General features: G+C 72.9%; 18 protein-coding genes. 4 read left to right on the top strand and 14 right to left on the bottom strand.

What is annotated here, in order from left to right; all coding sequences use genetic code 11:
- The first annotated feature begins 168 nt into the window (after positions 1-168).
- Positions 169-939 carry a glycosyltransferase family 2 protein gene (locus J2X68_RS15835; RefSeq protein ID WP_310433179.1) on the top strand — a complete coding sequence of 257 codons (771 nt, stop codon included), beginning with the start codon at positions 169-171 and terminating at the stop codon, positions 937-939.
- Here the strand turns inward: J2X68_RS15835 and J2X68_RS15830 are convergent.
- The 5 genes from J2X68_RS15830 to J2X68_RS15810 form a co-directional block, all read right to left on the bottom strand.
- Positions 929-1,111: a ferredoxin gene (locus tag J2X68_RS15830; protein ID WP_310433178.1), complete on the bottom strand. Its 183-nt coding sequence runs from the start codon at positions 1,109-1,111 to the stop codon at positions 929-931. The two genes, J2X68_RS15835 and J2X68_RS15830, sit on opposite strands and share 11 nt — an antisense overlap.
- Positions 1,112-1,136: 25 nt before the next feature.
- Positions 1,137-1,643 carry a hypothetical protein gene (locus tag J2X68_RS15825; protein ID WP_310433177.1) on the bottom strand — a complete coding sequence of 169 codons (507 nt, stop codon included), beginning with the start codon at positions 1,641-1,643 and terminating at the stop codon, positions 1,137-1,139.
- Positions 1,644-1,955: 312 nt separating this feature from the next.
- On the bottom strand, positions 1,956-2,351 hold the full coding sequence (locus tag J2X68_RS15820; protein WP_310433176.1) for a luciferase family protein: 396 nt from the start codon (positions 2,349-2,351) through the stop codon (positions 1,956-1,958).
- Between the two features lie 125 nt (positions 2,352-2,476).
- On the bottom strand, positions 2,477-3,349 hold the full coding sequence (locus tag J2X68_RS15815) for a TIGR03943 family putative permease subunit (protein ID WP_310433175.1): 873 nt from the start codon (positions 3,347-3,349) through the stop codon (positions 2,477-2,479).
- Positions 3,346-4,377 carry a permease gene (locus J2X68_RS15810; RefSeq protein ID WP_310433174.1) on the bottom strand — a complete coding sequence of 344 codons (1,032 nt, stop codon included), beginning with the start codon at positions 4,375-4,377 and terminating at the stop codon, positions 3,346-3,348. The genes J2X68_RS15815 and J2X68_RS15810 overlap by 4 nt, the downstream gene beginning before the upstream one ends.
- A gap of 188 nt (positions 4,378-4,565) precedes the next feature.
- On the opposite strand from J2X68_RS15810, the gene J2X68_RS15805 reads away from it, so the two are divergent.
- Positions 4,566-6,476, top strand: coding sequence for an NAD-binding protein (locus J2X68_RS15805; RefSeq protein WP_310433341.1), 1,911 nt, complete (start codon positions 4,566-4,568; stop codon positions 6,474-6,476).
- Between the two features lie 459 nt (positions 6,477-6,935).
- On the opposite strand, the gene J2X68_RS15800 is transcribed toward J2X68_RS15805, so the two are convergent.
- Positions 6,936-8,753: a prolyl oligopeptidase family serine peptidase gene (locus tag J2X68_RS15800; protein WP_310433173.1), complete on the bottom strand. Its 1,818-nt coding sequence runs from the start codon at positions 8,751-8,753 to the stop codon at positions 6,936-6,938.
- Between the two features lie 200 nt (positions 8,754-8,953).
- Between J2X68_RS15800 and J2X68_RS15795 the strand changes: the two genes are divergently transcribed.
- Positions 8,954-9,781: an SURF1 family protein gene (locus J2X68_RS15795; protein WP_310433172.1), complete on the top strand. Its 828-nt coding sequence runs from the start codon at positions 8,954-8,956 to the stop codon at positions 9,779-9,781.
- Here the strand turns inward: J2X68_RS15795 and J2X68_RS15790 are convergent.
- From J2X68_RS15790 to J2X68_RS15760, 7 genes are all read right to left on the bottom strand, one after another.
- Positions 9,751-10,782 carry a hypothetical protein gene (locus J2X68_RS15790; RefSeq protein ID WP_310433171.1) on the bottom strand — a complete coding sequence of 344 codons (1,032 nt, stop codon included), beginning with the start codon at positions 10,780-10,782 and terminating at the stop codon, positions 9,751-9,753. The genes J2X68_RS15795 and J2X68_RS15790 overlap by 31 nt on opposite strands.
- Before the next feature lie 134 nt (positions 10,783-10,916).
- Positions 10,917-11,543 (bottom strand): SigE family RNA polymerase sigma factor, encoded by a 627-nt coding sequence (locus tag J2X68_RS15785; RefSeq protein ID WP_310433170.1) that lies wholly within the window; start codon positions 11,541-11,543, stop codon positions 10,917-10,919.
- A gap of 492 nt (positions 11,544-12,035) precedes the next feature.
- Positions 12,036-13,094 (bottom strand): aspartate-semialdehyde dehydrogenase, encoded by a 1,059-nt coding sequence (locus J2X68_RS15780; RefSeq protein ID WP_310433169.1) that lies wholly within the window; start codon positions 13,092-13,094, stop codon positions 12,036-12,038.
- Complete coding sequence (locus J2X68_RS15775) at positions 13,094-14,386, bottom strand: aspartate kinase (protein ID WP_310433168.1); 1,293 nt, start codon at positions 14,384-14,386, stop codon at positions 13,094-13,096. Before J2X68_RS15775 ends, J2X68_RS15780 begins: the two co-directional genes overlap by 1 nt.
- A gap of 284 nt (positions 14,387-14,670) precedes the next feature.
- Positions 14,671-15,336 (bottom strand): DUF5063 domain-containing protein, encoded by a 666-nt coding sequence (locus tag J2X68_RS15770; RefSeq protein WP_310433167.1) that lies wholly within the window; start codon positions 15,334-15,336, stop codon positions 14,671-14,673.
- Positions 15,329-15,928 carry a recombination mediator RecR gene (gene recR, locus J2X68_RS15765; protein WP_062645091.1) on the bottom strand — a complete coding sequence of 200 codons (600 nt, stop codon included), beginning with the start codon at positions 15,926-15,928 and terminating at the stop codon, positions 15,329-15,331. Before recR ends, J2X68_RS15770 begins: the two co-directional genes overlap by 8 nt.
- A 79-nt stretch (positions 15,929-16,007) precedes the next feature.
- Positions 16,008-16,352, bottom strand: coding sequence for a YbaB/EbfC family nucleoid-associated protein (locus tag J2X68_RS15760; protein WP_310433166.1), 345 nt, complete (start codon positions 16,350-16,352; stop codon positions 16,008-16,010).
- A 318-nt stretch (positions 16,353-16,670) separates the two neighbouring features.
- On the opposite strand from J2X68_RS15760, the gene J2X68_RS15755 reads away from it, so the two are divergent.
- The gene (locus J2X68_RS15755) at positions 16,671-17,405 is read left to right on the top strand and encodes an SLATT domain-containing protein (protein ID WP_399040120.1); all 735 of its coding nucleotides are present in this window, start codon (positions 16,671-16,673) and stop codon (positions 17,403-17,405) included.
- A 36-nt stretch (positions 17,406-17,441) separates the two neighbouring features.
- Here the strand turns inward: J2X68_RS15755 and J2X68_RS15750 are convergent, their stop codons facing one another.
- Positions 17,442-18,980: a substrate-binding domain-containing protein gene (locus J2X68_RS15750; protein ID WP_310433164.1), complete on the bottom strand. Its 1,539-nt coding sequence runs from the start codon at positions 18,978-18,980 to the stop codon at positions 17,442-17,444.
- Between the last annotated feature and the right edge of the window lie 67 nt (positions 18,981-19,047).

The raw sequence follows: 19,047 nt of genomic DNA, 5'->3' as shown, positions 1-19,047 counted from the left end.
CCCGCCCCGGTGAGTCCCCCCGGCCGGACCCCCGGCGGGTCCCGGCGACCGGGAGTCGTAGGCTGGCGCCGTGCCGATACCCAGCAGAGCGACGGCGGTCCGCGGCGACGGGAGGCGCGGGCGCCCGGGGCGCCTCGAACGCCCTGGATCCTGCCCGGAAGTCGCGTCGTGAGCCGACGCATCGTCATCGTCACCGCCGTGCACGCCCCTTCGGCCCGATACCTGCCCGAGGCCTACGAGTCGCTGCGCACACAGGAGTTACCCGCGGGCTGGGACTGGCACTGGGTGATCCAGGAGGACGGCACGACGGACGAGGTCGCGCCCCACATCCCCGACGACACCCGGGTGACGTTCCGTCAGGGCCGCCCGGGCGGACCGGGAGTGGCCCGCACGATCGCGCTCGCGCACGCCGAGGGCGAGTACGTGAAGGTCCTGGACGCCGACGACCGGCTCGCGCCCGGCACCCTCGCCCGCGACCTGGCCGCCCTCGAACGCGATCCGGCCCTCGGCTGGGCGACCTCGAGCGCCCTCGACCTGATGCCGGACGGCTCCACGGTCGGCTTCCCCGGCGATCCCGCCGAGGGGCCCATCGAGCGGGGGGCCGTACTCGACCACTGGAAGGCGAACGACTTCCGCGCGCCGGTGCACCCCGCGAGCCTCTTCGTGCGACGGGACCTGCTGACGGCGCTCGGCGGCTGGATGGCGCTGCCCGCTTCCGAGGACACCGGCGTCCTGCTGGCGCTCAACTCGGTGAGCCGAGGCTGGTTCTCGGCGCGGACCGGGCTGCTCTACCGGAAGTGGGACGGCCAGGTGACGGGCCAGTCCGCGCACGTCGACCCCGCCGAACGGGAGGCGCGCATGGCGGTGGTGGAGGCGCGGACCCGGGCGCTGGAGTCCTTCCGCTGGAGCTACCCGCCCCGGGGCGCCCCTAGAGACTGATGGCCTGCGACGGGCAGCGCTCGGCCGCGTCCCGCACCTCCGGGTCGTCGCCGGTGTCCTCGCGTCCCGGCACGACGGCCCCGAAGCCGTCCGCCGTGGTGAAGACGGAGGGCAGGCGAAAGGCGCATTCGCCGGAGCCGTAACAGAGTTCGCGGTTCACGGAGACCGTCATACGACCTGTCTGCCCTCCGGCGGTCTCACTCAACCGGCGCTCCGGCCGCGGCCATCCAGTGGGCGACCCTGCGCAGCGTGGCCTCGTCGACCCGGTCGACCAGGGTCCGGACGGCCGTCACGTCGTCCGGCGCGAGATCGTAGAGGCCGGCCTTGCTCAGGCCTGCCATGAGGACCTGGTGCCGGCGGTCCTCCAGGCGTTCCGCGAGCCTGGCGTGGCCGGGTCGCGCGGCGCCGTCGCCCGGCGGCGGGGACGGCGCGGCCTCCGGTGCGGCCGCGGCCGGGGACGGGTCGAAACGCTGCCACTCACCGTCCTTCGGCCCCCACAGAGCGACGGCCACCTCGTCCCCCCGGGCCCGCTTGACCTGCGTCATCTCACCGATCGCGTACAGCACGGGCGTGCGGTCGGGGGATTCGGCGCCCGGCCGCCAGGACGCCGAGGCCGGGTCGTAGAACATCGCCACCCAGCGGGGCACGCCCGACGGCTGCGGGCTCAGGGGGGGACGGGTCGGACGGTCCGCTTCGGTCTCCATGGCGCTCGTCCCTTCCGTTTCGGGCATCGGCATCCGCATCGCCACCGGTGCCGGTATCCCTGGGCGCCGGTATCGCCTTACTACGCCAGGGCGACCATAACTGACGGACCGTCAGCTCACCAGACGGCCGCAGCGGATACCGCGCGGACGCCGCGGGCGGCCGGCGTGGACGGCGTGGACGGCCGGCGTGGGCGGCGTGGGCGGCGTGGACGGCGTGGGCGGCGAAGGGGATACGGAACGGTCGACGTGGGGTTGCCGGGCGACGGGGCCTGTCGCCCGGTGGACCCCGCCGGACGGGAACGCCCCGCAGGTCTAGATGCCGGCGACGCTCCCTCGGGTGAGCGCCACTTCCCGGTCCTCGTTGCAGCGCGGGAGGACGGTGACGTCCACGTCCGGTTGCCTCTGGTGGGCCTGGAGCGCGGCGCTGACCAGCGTCATGAGCAGGTCGATGTCCGTCTCGCACTCCAGATGGACGGTCACCCAGGGCGAGCCGGGCAGCAGCCGGATCGCGGTGGAGTGCCTCAGGTCCCGCTCGAACCGGCGGATCGCCTTGCCGGTGAGATGCAGGTCGACACTCCGGTCGGAGTGGAAGTGCGCGATCTCGACCCCGGCCGAGCGCAACGCCCGACCGGTGCCGCAGCTGGGCGGGACCTCCGCGAGGTCCGGCCAGGTCGCCAGTCGTGTCAAGGCACGCGAGGCCGCCGTCATGGCCACCATCATGAAGCGCTCACCGCCCGGCCACCAGGGGTTGAGTGAGCCTTAACCGGCGTGTAGCAGGGGGAATTTCGGGTGGGGGACGCTCAGGTGAGCTGAACGTCGACGACCGGGAACACTCAGTTGTTCCAGGACTCGTCGTAGGGGTCCCTGGGAGTGGGGGCGGGCTCGGCGGTGGTGACCCGGAGGAAGGGGATCGGGCCGTCGTTGACCGGGTCGTGGACCGTGCGCGGGGTGTAGGCGCCGGTGACGGTGAGCCAGGTGTCCGGCTGGAGGACCGGCGGGATGTCGCCGGTCAGGCCGACCTTGACCGGCTGGGCGTCGGCGGCGCAGCAGTTGAGCGCCATACGGACCAGGTAGGGCGTGCCGTCGTGGTCCAGGGCCACGAAGCCGGTCAGGCGGACCTGGCGGCCGGCGAGGGTGCGGCCGTGGTCGTATACGGCGCGGCCCGCGTAGTCGACGACGCTCAGGGGCAGCGGGTCCGCGGCGGGAAGGGCCGGATAGGCCAGGGGTTCCTGGAGGGCCGTGCCCGTACGGGTCGCGCTGTACGAGCCCAGGGCCGGCGGGGCGACCAGGATCAACGCCAGCAGGGGGAGGACCAGGAGCCAGGAGACCCGGGGTTCGGGGTGGGCGTGGTCGGGGTGGGCGTGGTCGGGGTGCGCTTCCTCGGGGTGCGTGGGGGCGTCCGCGTCGGCTCCGCACCCCTCCGGCCGAAGTGTCGTCGCCGCCTCCGTCCCGGTCTCCGTCTCCGTCTCCGTCCCGGTCTCCGTCGCTACGATCCCCGTCCGGGTCCTCGCCTGGCTCCTCGTCCTCGTCCTGCGGTGCTCGTACCACGCCGTCGCCAGCGCGGTGACGACGAGGATCGCGCCGGACGCCAGGAGCAGCGGGCGCAGGCCCGCCTTGACGTAGCGGAGGTAGAGATCGGTGGTACCGGCGTGCAGCAGGGCCGCGCCGAGGAGGAAGAGGACGGCCGCCTGGGACTGTCGGTTCACAGCAGGACCCATCCCGTCAGGGCCGCCGACGCGATGGCCAGCGCGAAGGTCGCCGGGGCGAAGCGCAGCGCGAAGCCCCGGCCGAAGGTGCCCGCCTGCATCGCGAACAGCTTGAGGTCGATCATCGGACCGACCACCAGGAACGCCAGCCGGGCCGTCAGCGAGAACTGGGTCAGGGAGGCGGCGACGAACGCGTCCGCCTCCGAACAGATGGAGAGGACCACCGCGAGGACGGCCAGCGTCAGGACGGCGACGGCCGGGTTCTCCGCGGCCGTGCGCAACCAGCTCTCCGGGGCGACCGCCTTCAGGGTCGCCGCCGCCATCGCGCCCAGGACCAGGAACCCGCCCGCGTGCATCACGTCGTGCCGGACCGAGTCCCAGAAAGCGGCCCCCTTGGTCTCCCCCTCGTGCGGCGCGTGGGCCGGCAGCCGCAGCCAGTCCGTGCGGCCCAGCCGCTGCCACAACCAGCCCATCGCGCAGGCCACGAGCAGACTGGCGACGAAACGGGCCAGCACCATCTCGGGGTCGCGCGGGAAGGCCACGGCCGTCGCCGTCAGCACGATCGGGTTGATCGCCGGGGCGGAGAGCAGGAAGGCGAGGGCCGCGGCCGGGGTCACGCCCCGGCGGACCAGGGCGCCGGCCACCGGGACCGAGGCGCACTCGCAGCCCGGCAGGAGCGCGCCCGCGACCCCGGCGACCGGGACGGCGAGCCCGGGGCGGGACGGCAGGGCGCGGGCGAAGAAGGAGGGCGGCACGTAGACCGCGATCGCCGCCGACAGCAGCACCCCGAACACCAGGAACGGCAGGGCCTGCACGACCACCGCCACGAAGACCGTCATCCAGCTCTGCATCACCGGGGCGGACAGCGCGCGGCGGATGGGGCTCTGCAGCAGCACCATCAGGAGCAGCAGCATGGTCAGGGCCAGGGGCGAGGTGAGACGCCCGGGCTGGTCGGACGGCGCGGGCGGGGCCTGCGGGCGGTCCCGGTGGGCGCCCTCCTCGGGCGGGGCCGCTCTGGTGATGGCCACGGGTCGCGCACCTCCGGCTTCCGTGTTCTCCCTGATGCCTGTTTCTCGCATTCCCTCCCCTTTCATACGGGGGTTCCGTGCGGGGTGTTCACGTCATCCGTGGAACCTCCCGTCCCGGTGAGGCAGTCTTCTCCCTCGTGGGGAGCGTTCCGAATCAGGGTCAGCCGCCGGGCATCGCCGGCGCGCACATGGTCGTGTGCGGTGACGACGGCCTGGCGCACCGGCTCGCCGCCGAACTGCGGGGGGTGTACGAGGAGCAGGTCACGCTCGTCGTGCCGCCCGCCGAGCGGACGGTACGGACGCCGGTCGTGGGACGCGCCCGCGCGGTGTCGGCGGCGCTGCTCGACCGGGTGGTGAGCGCGGCCGTCAACCGGGCGGCGGGCAACGGCACGCCCGCCGCGCCGAGCGAACCCGTGGGCGGACAGCGGACGTTGGAGGCCGTGGAGGCCACCGAGGCGGTGCTCGCCGAGGCGGGCGTGGAGCGGGCCGCCGCCCTCGCGCTCGTGTACGACGACGACGAGACCAACATCCGGGCCGCCCTCACCGCCCGTCGCCTCAACCCCCGCCTGCGGCTGGTGCTGCGGCTCTACAACCGGCGGTTGGGCCAGCACATCGAGGAACTCCTCGACCAGGCCGCCGCGTTGGCCGCGGAGAGCGCGAGCGCCGCGGGGGACGTCTATGACGCCTCCGCCGGTGACGCCTCGACCACCGTGCTGTCCGACGCCGACACCGCGGCCCCCGCGCTCGCCGCGACCGCCGTCGTCGGCACCAGCAAGGTCGTCCAGACCGATGGGCTGCTGCTGCGCGCCGTGGAGCGGCCGCCGGCCCGCCCCGGGGAGTCCGACCCGCCGGGCCTGCCGACGCTCGCGCTGCTCTCCGCGATCGGCAGCGACCCGGCGTTCGCGGACGGCTCCGAGGCCAGCGGCGATCAGGGGCCGCTGCTGCTGCCCGACGCGGCGGCCGTACGGGAGGCGGCCGCGTCCGGGCGGCGCGGATCCGTCGTCCTGGAGCAGGTCGCCTACTCCGCCGGACCCGCGTTGCCGGCCGGGCGGGGCGTCGGGGTCGTGGCGCCGTTCGCCTCGCTGTTCTCGCGGCGGCTGCGGTGGTCGCTGGCCGGGCTCGTCGGGTGCGTGTTCGCGCTGGCGGTGGCGTTGTGGCTGGTCACCGGCATCCATCCGCTGGGGGCGCTGTATCTGACGCTGCTGGACCTGTTCGCCGTCAACGACCCGGCCGTCGGCGCCGGCACCGAACGTCAGGTGCTTCAACTCCTCTCCGGGCTGATGGGGTTGCTGCTGCTGCCGGTGCTGCTGGCGGCGGTGCTGGAAGCCCTCGGCACGTTCCGTGGGGCGGGCTCCCTGCGTCGGCCGCCCCGGGGCCTCGGCGGGCATGTCGTGCTGCTCGGGCTGGGGAAGATCGGCACCCGGGTGCTGACGCGGTTGCGTGAACTGAACATCCCCGTGGTGTGCGTCGAGGCCGGGCCGGAGGCGCGGGGGCTCGCGGTGGCGCGGCGGTTGCGGGTGCCGGTGGTGCTGGGGGACGTCACGCAGGAGGGGGTGCTGGAGGCCGCGAAGATCCACCGCGCGCACGCGCTGCTGGCGGTGACCAGCTCCGACACGACGAATCTGGAGGCCGCGCTGTACGCGCGGTCGCTGCGGCCCGATCTGCGGGTGGTGCTGCGGCTGTACGACGACGACTTCGCGACCGCCGTGTACCGCACCCTGCGGGCCGCGCATCCGCAGGCGCTGACCCGGAGCCGGAGCGTCACGCATCTCGCGGCGCCGTCGTTCGCCGGGGCGATGATGGGGCGGCAGATCCTGGGGGCGATCCCGGTGGAGCGGCGGGTGTTGCTGTTCGCCGCCCTGCGGGTCGGGGAGCATGCGCAGCTGGAGGGAAGGACGGTCAGGGAGGCGTTTCGGGCGGGATACTGGCGGGTGCTGGCGCTGGACACCGGGCGTGAGGGCCAGGGCGGGTCCGGTCTGCTGTGGGACCTTCCGGACACGCGTGTCCTGCGGAGCGAGGACCGGGTGGTGCTGGCGGCCACCCGCCGGGGGCTGGCGGAACTCCTGCGGCGGCAGCGGCGCAGGACCGCCGGGGCCTAGCGCGCCGACTCCTGCGCCGGCCGACCCGGACGGCTCCGGATGCCCGCCACCCCGACTCCTGCGCCGGCCGACCCGGACGGCTCCGGATGCCCGCCCCGCCGCCGGCCTTCCGTCCTTCCGGGCCCTGAGGGTTTCTCGCCCCCGCCGCCCCTTCCCGTCCCGGCCTCGGGGACTCCGCCCCCGAACCCCCGCTCCTCAGACGCCGGAGGGGCTGGGGGGACGGAGGCTCGGAGGGGCTGCGGGTCGGGAGGCTCGGGGCGGCCGGAGGGGTCGAGGGGGCGGAGGGGCTGCGGGTCGGGAGGCTCGGGGCGGCCGGAGGGGTGGAGAAACGGAGAGGTCGAGGCGGGAGCAGGCAGTTGTGGCGGAGGGCCCGAAGTTCAGGAAGGCCCTGAGGGTTTGGCCCGGCGGTCCGGCAAGAGCCGGGCGCTGGCGTTCAGCCAGAACTGGAGGAGGCCGCTTCTAGCGTGGCAAGTGCCTTTCCGCGAACTCCAGTTCCAGTCTCACCTGCTTGATCCGCTCGTCCACCACCAGTGAGCCGTGACCCGCGTCGTAGCGGTACACCTCGTGCACCGCGCCCCGCTCCTCCAGGCGCCGGACGTAGTTGTCGATCTGGCGGATGGGGCAGCGGGGGTCGTTGACGCCGGCCGAGATGTAGACGGGGGCCCGCACCTTGTCGACGTACGTCAGCGGGGACGACGCCTCGAACCGCTCCGGGACCTCCTCCGGGGTGCCGCCGAGCAGCGTGCGGTCCATCGCCTTCAGTGCCTCCATCTCGTCGTGGTAGGCCGTGACGTAGTCGGCGACGGGGACGGCGGCGATGCCCACGGCCCACGCGTCGGGCTGGGCGCCGAGGCCGAGGAGGGTGAGGTAGCCGCCCCAGGAGCCGCCGGTGAGGATCAGCCGGGCGGGGTCGGCGAGGCCCGAGCTCACCGCCCATTCCCGGACGGCCTCGATGTCCTCGAGCTCGATCAGGCCCACCCGGTGCTTCAGGGCGTCCGTCCAGGCGCGGCCGTAGCCGGTGGAGCCTCGGTAGTTGACGCGGACGACCGCGTAGCCGTGGTCCACCCAGGCCGCCGGGGCCGCCGCGAAGGCGTCGCTGTCGTGCCAGGTCGGGCCACCGTGGATGTCGAAGACGGTGGGCAGCGGGCCGGTGGCGCCGGCGGGCCGCTGGACCAGGGCGTGGATACGGCCGCCGGGGCCCTCCACCCACACGTCCTCCACCGGGACCGAGCCGGGGGACTTCATGCCGGGCGGGTCCAGGACCACGTCGCCGGTCGTCGAGCGGACGGCCGGCGGCCGGGCCGCGGACGACCACAGGTACTCCACACTGCCGTCCGGTCGGGCCGTGGCGCCGGAGACCGTGCCCGGCGGGGTCGTGATCCGCTCCAGCGCGGCGCTCGCGAGGTCGTAGCGGAACAGTTCGCTGCGGGCCTCGAAACTGTGCACGATGAGCAGGCCCGAGCCGTCCGGGTACCACTCGGCGCTGACGTCACCCGGCAGGTCCAGGTCCAGGTCCGTCTCCAGGCCGGTCGCCACGTCCCAGACGAGGGGCTCCCAGCGGCCCCGGCGCTGGTGACCGATCAGCAGCCGGGTGTCGCCGTCGACCGGGGCGAAGCCCAGCACCTCCAGGCCCAGCTCCTCGACGCCGCCCTTGGTGTCGTCCAGCTCGGCGACCTTCGAGCCGTCGGGGCGCAGGACCCGCAGCGCGGAGTGCATCGCGTCGCCGTGCTCGGTGTGCTCGACGGCGATGAGCGAGCCGTCGTGGGAGAGGTCGCCCACGCCCGCCGACTCCCGGTGGCGGTAGAGCTCGAAGGGGGGCTCGCCGGCCCGCGCGACATGGATCGTCGTGCCCTCCTCGTCCGTGGAGCGGCCGACCACCGCGGTCCGGCCGTCGCGGCCGAGGGCCAGGCCCGCCGGGTAGGAGGCGTCCAGACCCGGGGTGGCGGGCTCGTCGGCTCCGCCGCCGAAAGGCTGACGGCGCCAGACGCCGAACTCGTCGCCGTCCTTGTCGTCGAACCACCAGATCCACGCGCCGTCCGGGGAGAGCACGCCGTCCGTCGTGCCGTTGGCCCGGTCGGTCACCTGGCGCTGGTGGCCGGTGGCCCGGTCCCAGGCGTACAGCTCGTACGTCCCCGTCGCGTTGGAAACGAACAGGGAGCGGTCCGGCGCGTCCTGCGCCCAGTCGGGCAGCGACACCCGGGGCGCCCGGAAGCGCTTCTCCCAGTCCGGCATCTCCTCGTACTGCTCGGGTGCGGCGGACCCGTTGCTCTCAGTCATGACCCCATATTGCCCGTCCGCGACGACAACGCGACGCCAAGGTCCCCAGGCTGTGGATAACTTCCCACCGACTTCGCACCTCCCTCCCACCTCCGCGGCCCACCCGGGCCTCCGCCCCGGCCCCGCGCAGCCCCGCCCGAGCCACGCCCGGACTCACCCCCGCGGGTCGGCGGGCCGCGCCCGCCCCGTACCGTGGAGGCGTGTACCGGTTCCTGCTGACGCCCCGCTGGTGGGGGATCAACGTCTTCGTGCTGCTGGCCATCCCCTTCTGCGTGTTCATGGGGTCCTGGCAGCTGAGCCGGTTCGAGGCGCGGGTGGACGACCACCGCAGCGCGAAGGAGCAGGCCGAGTCCGCCGGCACGCAGGCGGCGAGCCCGCTGGCCGAGCTGCTGCCCGTGGACAAGGCGACCTCCGGCCGCCGCACCACCGCCACCGGGCAGTACGGCAAGCAGCTGCTGGTGCCCGACCGGCGGCTGGACGGCAAGGACGGGTACTACGTGCTGACGCTGCTGCGCACGGACGGCGGCAAGGCGCTCCCCGTGGTCCGCGGCTGGCTGCCCGGCAGCGCCGACTCCGCGAAGGCCCCGGCGCCCCCGGCCGGCCGGGTCACCGTCACCGGCACGCTCCAGGCCTCCGAGACGCCGGGCGACAACGGGGTGCGGGCGCAAGGGGGCCTGCCGGCCGGGCAGACCTCGGCGATCAGCGCCGCGTCGCTGGTCAACCTGGTGCCGTACGACCTCTACGACGCCTGGGTGACGCTCGACACCGCCGACTCGGGGATGACGGCGGTGCCCGCGACCGCGGCGGCCGACACGGGGCTCGACCTGAAGGCGTTCCAGAACCTCGGCTACACCGGCGAGTGGTTCGTCTTCGCCGGGTTCGTGGTCTTCATGTGGTTCCGGCTGCTGCGCCGCGAGGTGGAGTTCGTGCGGGACGCGGAGCTCGGCATCCTCCCGGAGGAGCCGGACGCCGGCTCAGCCGATCGCCCTCGGCCGGTTCAGGAGGACGCCAGCACGCCCGTCCGGTAGATGGTCCCCGCACACGCGCCGGAGACCGTGGCCACGCTCGTCGGGGAGCCGCTCTCGGCCGTGTAGGACACGTTCACGCTGCCCTCGACCGTGCCGTCCTCGGTGTAGAGCTGGGCCGCGGTGCCGGTGGTGGTCTCGCCGGTCGTGCTCGACTGCTCGCTCGGGGTCGGCGAGGGGGACGCCGTGCCGCCGCTGTCGCCGCCGCTGCTGCCGCCCGTGGTGGGACAGGTCTCGGACGGCACCCAGGCGAACTTCACCTCGTAGGCCGAGCCCGGCGCGAGCGCGTGCTGGGAGACGTAAAGGGAAGGGTCGGGCAGGCCGGCCGCCGCGTCGCCCGAGGCGTGCTCCACGACGGTGATCTTCGAGGCGTCGGCGGCGCCCTGGGCCCCGAACGTCACGGAGACGGCACCGCTGACGGTGCAGGTGGCGCCGGAGGCGTTCCGGACGTGGAACGTGCCGTAGACGGTGCCGGCCGCGTCGGGGACGTCGACGCCGGGAGTGCCGGCCTCGAGCTGGTCCGCCGTGCAGGCGGGCGCGCTCGCCGCGGACTCCGAGGCGGGACCGCTGCCGCTGGAGGCGGTGCCGCCCGCGGACTCCTTGCCCTGGCCGTTGTCGGTGGCGCCGCCCTTGCCCTGCTCACCGGTCTCGCCGGAGGAGTCGCCGACCTTGCCCGAGGAGCCGCCGTCGGGGCCCTTGCCCTGTTCCGTTCCCCCCTGCGCCTGGGAGGCCTGGCCGGCGATGGAAGGGTTGGCGGTGGAGCCGCCGGCGTTCGAGACGTGCAGCACGGCGGGGACGGCGGTGCCGAGGAAGAGGGCCGCGGCCGCCATGCCGACGGCCGCCTGCCGCTTGCGTGCCCGCCGGACGGGCACGGCCCGCCGCAGGTGGTCCAGCGAGCCGTCGCGCGGCTCCATCTCCTGGACGGCTTCGTGCAGCATCCGGCGCAGTGCCAGCTCGTCCGAGCCGAGCCCGTCGGGGCTCTCGTCGTCGAGGTGGTGGTTCACGGTTGAGTTCCCAGCGTGCGATTGCTTCGGCTCTTGTGTGGGCGACGAGGACGTCGGCTCGTGCCATGCGAACGGCTCGTGCCGCTCATGACTGTCGTGACTCCCGTGCGAGCCCTGCCCTTCGGCTTCCCCGCTCACGCCGGAGCCTCCATGGCTATGCGCAGGGCGGCGATGCCGCGCGAGCCGTACGCCTTGACCGAGCCGAGGGATATGCCGAGGGTCGCGGCGACCTGGGCCTCGGTCATGTCGGCGAAGTAGCGCAGCACGAGGACCTCGCGCTGACGGCGCTGGAGGCCCTTCATCGCCTTGATGAGCGAGTCGCGCTCCAGCAGGTCGTAGGCGCCCTCCTCGGCGCTGGCCATGTCCGGCATCGGCTTGGAGAGGAGCTTCAGGCCGAGTATGCGGCGGCGCAGGGCGGAGCGGGACAGGTTGACGACCGTCTGGCGCAGGTAGGCCAGGGTCTTCTCCGGGTCGCGGACGCGTTTGCGCGCGGAGTGGACGCGGATGAAGGCCTCCTGGACGACGTCCTCGCAGGAGGCGGTGTCGTCGAGCAGGAGGGCGGCGAGTCCGAGCAGCGAGCGGTAGTGCGCCCGGTAGGTCTCGGTGAGGTGGTCGACGGTGGTGCCGGCCGCCTCGGCGGTCTCGGCGGTGACGACGTTCGCCTCGGCGGCTTCGGCGCCGTCACGCTGGCTGGGGACGCGGGCGGGCCGCGCTGCGGGCATGGGCGCGATCACCGGCATGCCGCCGGGCGTGCCGGGCATGCGGGGTCGGAGGACGGCCCGCGGCGGCCGCAGGGCCGCGCCGAGGGGCGCCACTGGGAGTTCGAGTACCTCTGCCACGCCAGTTGGACACACTTCCCCCCGTGGGGGTTGTACGCGTCCGGCGTCACTTCTGCGTCGGCCAAGGCCCCGCGTACCCGTCTCATGTGTCCCGCTCTTCCCCTGTTTGCCATATGAACGGGCGTCCCCACGCCCGGATCACCGCGTCCCCGAACGCTGTGATCGTTCACACCCCTGCGCGCGCCCCTGAAGGTGTGCCCGCGCACACCCCGGAGGGTGACCGCAAAGACGCTCCCCGCCCTGCGCACGGTTGCGGAGAGCGGGGAGGAAAATCTTCGGACGCCAAAGGTGCCCGATACAAGTGTTCAGAGCCTACGACCCGCTCACATTGCACGGGAGATCTTACTGAGCCGCCAAGCTCTGGCCAGCACTTTTACTCCCGGTAGCGGCCCGCCGGACACCGGCGCGGCCGCCTCAGGACAACTCGGCCGCCACCAGCTCCGCGATCTGCGCGGTGTTCAGCGCGGCTCCCTTGCGCAGATTGTCCCCGCAGACGAACAGCTCCAGCGCCGTCGGGTCGTCGAGGGCCCGCCGCACCCGGCCCACCCAGGTGGGGTCGGTGCCGACCACGTCGGCGGGTGTGGGGAACTCCCCCGCCGCCGGATTGTCGAACAGGACGACACCGGGCGCCGTCGCGATGATCTCGCGGGCGCCCTCCACGGTGACCTCGTCCTGGAAGCGGGCGTGCACGGTGAGGGAGTGCGTGGTGACCACCGGGACGCGCACACAGGTCACCGCCACCGGCAGCTTCGGCAGCCCGAGGATCTTGCGGGACTCGTCCCGCACCTTCATCTCCTCCGACGACCAGCCGTCCGCGCGCAGCGACCCGGCCCACGGGACGACGTTCAGCGCCACCGGCTCCGGGAACGGCCCGGTGTCGTCGCCGACGGCCCGCCGCAGGTCACCGGGGCCGGTCCCCAGCTCGGTGCCGGCGACCAGCGCGATCTGCCGCCGCAGAGTCTCCACGCCGGCCCGCCCGGCCCCGCTCACCGCCTGGTACGAGGACACCACCAGCTCGCGCAGCCCGTACTCGGCGTGCAGGGCGCCGAGGGCGACGATCATCGACAGCGTCGTGCAGTTCGGGTTGGCCACGATCCCGCGCGGCCGGGTCCGCAGCGCGTGCGCGTTGACCTCGGGGACGACCAGCGGCACCTCCGGGTCCATCCGGAAGGCGCCGGAGTTGTCGACGACGACCACGCCCTTGGCGGCGGCCACGGGCGCCCAGTGCGCCGCGACCTCGTCGGGCACGTCGAACATGGCGACGTCGACCCCGTCGAAGGCCTCCTCCGACAGGGCCACCACCTCGACCTCCTCGCCGCGCACGGCCAGCTTGCGGCCGGCCGAGCGCGGGGAGGCGACGAGGCGGATCTCGCCCCAGATGTCGGCCCGCTGGGACAGGATCCCGAGCATGACCGTGCCGACGGCCCCGGTCGCTCCCACGACCGCGAGGGTCGGACGCACTGTGCCGGCCATCAGCGGCCGGTGCCTCCGTAGACGACGGCCTCGTCGCTGTCGGAGTCCAGCCCGAAGGCGGTGTGCACGGCGCGCACGGCCTCGTTGACGTCGTCGGCGCGCGTCACGACCGAGATGCGGATCTCGGAGGTCGAGATCAGCTCGATGTTCACGCCCGCGTCGGCCAGCGCCTTGAAGAAGTCGGCCGTGACACCCGGGTTGGTCTTCATCCCCGCGCCGACCAGCGAGATCTTGCCGATCTGGTCGTCGTAGCGCAGCGAGTCGAAGCCGATGCCGGCCCTGTTCTTCTCCAGGGCGTCGATGGCCTTGCGGCCCTCGGCCTTGGGAAGCGTGAAGGAGATGTCCGTCAGGCCGGTGGAGGCCGCGGACACGTTCTGCACGATCATGTCGATGTTGATCTCGGCGTCGGAGATCGTGCGGAAGATCACGGCCGCCTCGCCCGGCTTGTCCGGCACGCCGACGACCGTGACCTTGGCCTCGGAGGTGTCGTGCGCGACACCGGAGATGATGGCCTGCTCCACCGGCTTGTCCCCTTGCTGCTGTGACTTCTGAACGAGTGGCTCACTGCTGACCCACGTGCCCTCGTGCCCGCTGAAGGACGAGCGGACGTGGATCGGGATGTTGTAGCGGCGGGCGTACTCCACACAACGGTGGAGCAGCACCTTCGAACCGGAGGCCGCGAGTTCCAGCATGTCCTCGAAGGCGATCCAGTCGATCTTCCGCGCCTTCTTCACCACGCGCGGGTCGGCGGTGAACACGCCGTCCACGTCGGTGTAGATCTCGCAGACCTCGGCGTCGAGCGCGGCGGCGAGGGCGACGGCCGTGGTGTCGGACCCGCCGCGCCCCAGCGTGGTGATGTCCTTCTTGTCCTGGCTGACACCCTGGAACCCGGCGACGATGGCGATGTTGCCCTCGTCCAGCGCCGTCCGGATGCGGCCCGGCGTGACGTCGATGATCCGGGCTTTGTTGTGAACCGAGTCGGTGATGACGCCTGCCTGGCTGCCGGTGAACGACTGGGCGCTGTGGCCCAGGTTTTTGATCGCCATCGCCAGCAGGGCCATGGAGATCCGCTCTCCGGCGGTCAGCAGCATGTCGAATTCCCGGCCGCTGGGCATCGGAGATACCTGCTCGGCGAGATCGATCAGCTCGTCCGTCGTGTCGCCCATCGCGGAAACGACGACGACCACCTGGTGGCCGTTCTTCTTCGCTTCCACGATCCGCTTGGCGACGCGCTTGATGCCCTCGGCATCGGCTACGGAGGAGCCTCCGTACTTCTGCACGACAAGGCCCACGTGCGCTCCTCGCTCAGTTTGTCTGTTTCCGCACATACGCCCTTGTACTGCGGGTCGGCTCAGTCTAACGAGCGCCCGAAAACCGCCTCCCGAGTCCCGCATGATGAGACTCGGTGAGGCTCGCGGAAGAAACCGGAACGGGGCACGGGCACCCGTCGTCGGGTCTTCCCTTCCCACTCAGGCCGAAGTGATAGCTGTGAATTAAGATTCAAGCACTATCGCGCGGCCGGCCCGGCGTGAGAGGGCGGGGCGTGCCGGGCAGGGGGCCGCCCGGCGGGGCGGGGTCAGTTATGGACCGGGCCCGGACCTCGGTGGCCGCCGATCTCCTTCTCCATGACCCGGCCCGCCTCGAACTCGAGGGTCTCGTCGCCCAGGGGGGACTGGTCGGTGTCGAGGCCGTTCAGTTCCTCGAGGGGCTGGTCCAGGCGGATGTGGGCGAGGACCGAGTGCAGGGCGCGCAGGGTCGCCGAGGCGGTGGAGCCCCAGTTGGAGAAGTAGGAGAACTGCCACCACCACAGGGCCTCGGTGGTGCGGCCCGCGCGGTAGTGGACCATGCCGTGGCGCAGGTCGGCGATGACGTCGGCGAGGTCGTCCGAGATCCGGGCCGGGACGGGCGCCTTGCGGGGCTCGTAGGGGTCGAAGACCTCCGAGTAGACGTCGACCGGCTCGAGGAGGCGGGCGAGGTTCTCGCGGAGCTCGTCGGCGTCCGGCTCGAAGCCCGGGTCGGGCTCGTAGCGCTCGTCGGGGACGATGTCCTCGTGGGCGCCGAGGCGGCCGCCGGCCAGGAGCAGCTGGGAGACCTCCAGGAGGAGGAAGGGGACCGCCAGGCCCGGCTCGTCGCCCTTCGCGACCTCCGTGACGGCTACCAGGAAGCTCTCGACCTGATCCGCGATCTGGACCACGAAATCGTCCGGGTCGTGGTCGGTCGCGTGCAGCGTGGCGTCAGACATCTAGGAGTCGTCTCCCCTCGAAGGCGCGACCGAGGGTCACCTCGTCCGCGTATTCCAGGTCGCCACCCACCGGGAGGCCGCTGGCCAGGCGGGTGACCTTCAGGCCCATGGGCTTGATCATGCGGGCGAGGTAGGTGGCCGTGGCCTCGCCCTCCAGGTTCGGGTCGGTGGCCAGGATCAGCTCCGTGACCGTCCCGTCGGCCAACCGCGCGAGAAGTTCCCGTATCCGCAGGTCGTCGGGACCGACGCCTTCGATGGGGCTGATCGCGCCGCCCAGGACGTGGTACCTGCCGCGGAACTCACGCGTGCGCTCGACCGCCACGACGTCCTTCGGCTCCTCGACGACGCAGATGACGCTCGGGTCGCGGCGCGGGTCGCGGCAGATCCCGCACAGCTCCTCCTGCGCCACGTTGCCGCAGGTCGCGCAGAAGCGGACCTTCGCCTTGACCTCCATGAGGGCCTGCGCGAGCCGCCGTACGTCCGTCGGTTCCGCCTGGAGGATGTGGAAGGCGATCCGCTGCGCGCTCTTGGGACCGACGCCGGGCAGCCGCCCCAGTTCGTCGATGAGGTCCTGGACCACGCCTTCGTACAACGGACTGCCGTCCTTCCTGGGATTCCTTGCGGTACGTACGGTAGTTGGCCGAGGCCGGTCTTAGATAGGCGGGACGGCCCTAGAACGGCAGTCCCGGGATGCCGCTGCCGCCGCCCAGCCCCTGGGCGAGCGGACCGAGCTTCTGCTGCTGGAGCGTCTGCGCGTTCTCGTTGGCCGCGTGGACGGCCGCGACGATCAGGTCGGCGAGCGTCTCGGTGTCGTCCGGGTCCACGGCCTTGGGGTCGATCCGCAGGGCGCGCAGCTCGCCGGAGCCGTTCACCGTGGCCTGCACCAGGCCGCCGCCCGCCTGCCCGTCGACCTCCGTGTTCGCCAGCTCCTCCTGGGCACGGGCCAGGTCCTGCTGCATCTTCTGGGCCTGCTGGAGCAGCTGCTGCATGTTGGGCTGGCCACCACCGGGAATCACGATCAGCTCCTGTTTCCTACGACTGTCGGGCGTGCCTTCGGGCGGGTCTTTCCCGCTCGGCACGAGCCTACGTGCTCTGTGCGGGTGTCGCCCCAGCACTCTTTCGAGTGAGTCAGGTGTGAGGCCTATACCTGATCAAGGCCTACTTCCGGGCGTAAAAGAGATGAAACCTTCCTCTTCGCCACCCATTGGGAGGTAGGAAAGGTCCGGCGCAGCAGCATCAGGCGTCACGGGTGTCACGCAACGTGAGCGGTCGGGATCGGTCGGGTTCAATCGGTCGGGATCAGTAGGGAGTGCCGGGTGGGTCAGCAGCCGGAGATGCAGCCCGAGGGTCCGCCTCAGGACGGGCGGAGTGAGGGCGCGGCCGGGCTGCGGCCGGGCGATCTGGCCGGGCGGACGCTTCCGCTCGGGGACTGGGGCGAGCCCGCCGAGCGGCTCGACGAGTTGTACCGGTGGGTGGAGCGCGGGGCGCTGGACACCGCCGCCTGGTACCTCGCGGACCGGGTGTGGAAGCGGCGGTGCGCCAGGGTCCTGCGCACCGGGGCGGCGGCGGGAGCGGTGTGCGCGGCGGCGCTGCCGTTGCTCGACCTCACCCGGGTGCTGGGCGGTGTCGCACCCTGGGGGTACCTGGCGCTGCTGGTCGCGGTGGCGTGCGCGGCGGCGGACCGCTTCTTCGGGGTGACCTCCGGCTGGATAAGGGACGTGGCCACCGCGCAGGCCGTGCAGCGCCGGCTCCAGGTGCTCCAGTTCGACTGGGCCTCGGAGAGCGTCCGGGAGGTGCTGGGCCCGGCGGAGGGTACGGCGAGCGAGGCCGCGGAGCGGTGTCTCGCGGTGCTGCGGCGGTTCTCGGAGGACGTCTCGGAACTGGTGCGCACGGAGACGGCGGACTGGATGGTCGAGTTCCGGACCGGGCCCGCGCCCATGGGCATGCAGGGGGCGGTCGCCTCCGGGGGGCGGACGGACGCGGGTGGGGGGTACGGACGGTTTCCGCTGCCGCCGGGAGCGAACGCCCGGCCGAACATGCCGCGGCAGCGGCCGCCGGAGCCGCGGTGAGGCCCCGCGCCGCCCGTCGGCGAGGCGGTCTCGCGCTCACGTGCCGGACGGGTCGGAGCCGCACAGGCGCATGCCCTCCGGGGTCCAGCACGGCAGGTGGCCGTGGGTGCGGATCACGTCCTGGCCGTTGCCTCGGGTGAGGTAGGTCAGGAAACTCGAGGCCAGGGAGTCGGCCGGCGGGCGGCCGTAGGTGTAGGCGTACTCGATCTCGCGGTACGGGTAGTCGCTCGTGCCGTGTTCGATGGCGTCCACGGAGGGCGGGGCGCCGCCCAGGTCGAGCGGGTGCAGGCCCTTCGCGCGCCCGGCCAGGTTGAGCTCGCTGTAGCCGATCGCGCCGGGGGTGGCGGCGACCGTGGACAGCACCTGGTCGGTGGAATCGAGTTCGCAGCGGACGACGGGGGCCGTCGGGTCGTCCTTGTGGACGCAGTCGACGGACGAGTTCGCGATCTCGCCGCGGCCCAGCACCCGCCGCTGGAACACCTGCCGGGTCCCGGAGTTGGCGTCCCGGCTGACCAGGACCACCGGCAGGTCCGGTCCGCCGACCTCGGCCCAGTTGGCGATCTGTCCCAGGTACAGCCGCCGCACGTCCGCCGCGGAGAGGTTCCTCAGGGTGACGTCGTCCTGGACGACCAGCGCGAACACGGACACGGCGACACGGTTCTCGCGCAGTTCGTCGAGACCGGCCGGCCGGGGGCCGTCGGAGAGGGCGACGACGGGTGGCGAGCCCCCGCCGTCCGCGGCGGCTGCGACGAGCTCACGGATCCCGGCCGTCGAACCGTGCGCGTCCACGGTGATCGAGGACCCCTCGCAGTCGCGCTCGTACTTCGCCGCGACCTCCCGGATCACCGGTGCGAACGCGGTGGAGCCGGTGACCGTGAGCGCCCCGCGCTCGCAGCCGACCGGGGGCGGGGCGTCCCGGACGACGACGATCGTCGCGAGGGTGACCACACAGACCGTGAGCAGGATGGAGATCAGCCGGGCGGCCCGGCCGAACAGCGGCGGGGTGTCGTCCGGGGTCGCGCTGCGGTTGGGGTGCACCTCGCCGTCGCGCAGACCGCCGTAGAGCCGTATCCCGCGGCCGACGTCGCCGCCCGACAGCAGCACGAGCAGCTTGAAGTGCTCGCGGGGGTTGAGCGGGACGCGCGGAATGCGCAGGGTGTTGCCTTCGTAGCCGAAGCCCCGGTCCGCGGTGAAGTGGTCCACGAGGTGGTCGGTGTCGGTGGGCTGGGTGACCGACACCCCGCGGATGGTGCGGTCGGTGAAGACGGCGGTCAGGCCGTGGCGTTCGGGGCCCGTGTAGTCGTCACGGGCGATGCCCTGCGAGCCGTCGTTCTCGATGCGCAGCAGCACGAGCGTCGCGTCCGCCATGCCGGGGGCCTCGTCGAAGAGGCCGAGCCGGCGGCTGGGGCGGCCGGATCTGACGTCGTCGCCGATCGGGTTGTCCATCTGCACCCGGTAGCCGACGCGTTTCCTGCGCGGCACCCGGCGCTCGTACCAGACCATGATCCCGGACGCGACGACACCGACCAGGGCCGTCCCCACGGCCACCACGTTCTCCGCGTTCAGCCACTCCACTGTGGGCGCCCCCGCCACTCCCGCAGGCCGGATGGTAGGCGGTCACCGTACGTCCGTCCGGTGGGAC

The organism is Streptomyces sp. 3330, from assembly GCF_031456635.1.
In the GTDB taxonomy this organism is placed as follows: Bacteria; Actinomycetota; Actinomycetes; order Streptomycetales; family Streptomycetaceae; genus Streptomyces.
The sequence above is the reverse complement of the archived record's forward strand: the minus strand, read 5'-3'. Positions and strand labels throughout refer to the sequence as shown.